The organism is Achromobacter sp. SIMBA_011 (genome assembly GCF_046535435.1).
In the GTDB taxonomy this organism is placed as follows: Bacteria; Pseudomonadota; Gammaproteobacteria; order Burkholderiales; family Burkholderiaceae_B; genus Achromobacter; species Achromobacter dolens.
This window is the reverse complement of record NZ_JAWRWN010000167.1, coordinates 1-337: the sequence shown is the minus strand read 5'-3', so window position 1 is coordinate 337 and position 337 is coordinate 1. Positions and strand designations below refer to the sequence as shown.

Annotated in this window: 1 pseudogene; it reads right to left on the bottom strand. The window is 66.8% G+C overall.

The window, feature by feature from the left end:
- A pseudogene (locus tag SB816_RS30400) lies at positions 1–212 on the bottom strand (sulfonate ABC transporter permease); the annotation flags it as partial.
- Between the last annotated feature and the right edge of the window lie 125 nt (positions 213–337).

Below are 337 nucleotides of genomic sequence, written 5' to 3'. Positions count from 1 at the left end.
CGCAACGCGTATTCGGGCAGGTTCGACGGATCGAGCGAGATCTTCTGCGTCTGCAGCGTCGCGATCGGCGCCATCGTTTCGTGGAAGCCGACGATCGCCATCGCGAGGATGCCGATGATCAGCGGAAACGCGACCGCGTCCCAGCGGTTGGGCAGCACGCGCCACGCGGACGCATTGGCGGTGCGATTCGGATCGAAGAAGCGGATATCCATCGGTAGCGTGTGGGTGAAATTGAAAATCGATGGGAGCGGCCGCGCGCGCAGCCGATGGCCGCGTCAGCGTGCGTGGCCCCAGGCAGGCCGTCGGCAGACGCCAACGGCGGACGCGCGGCAGCGAG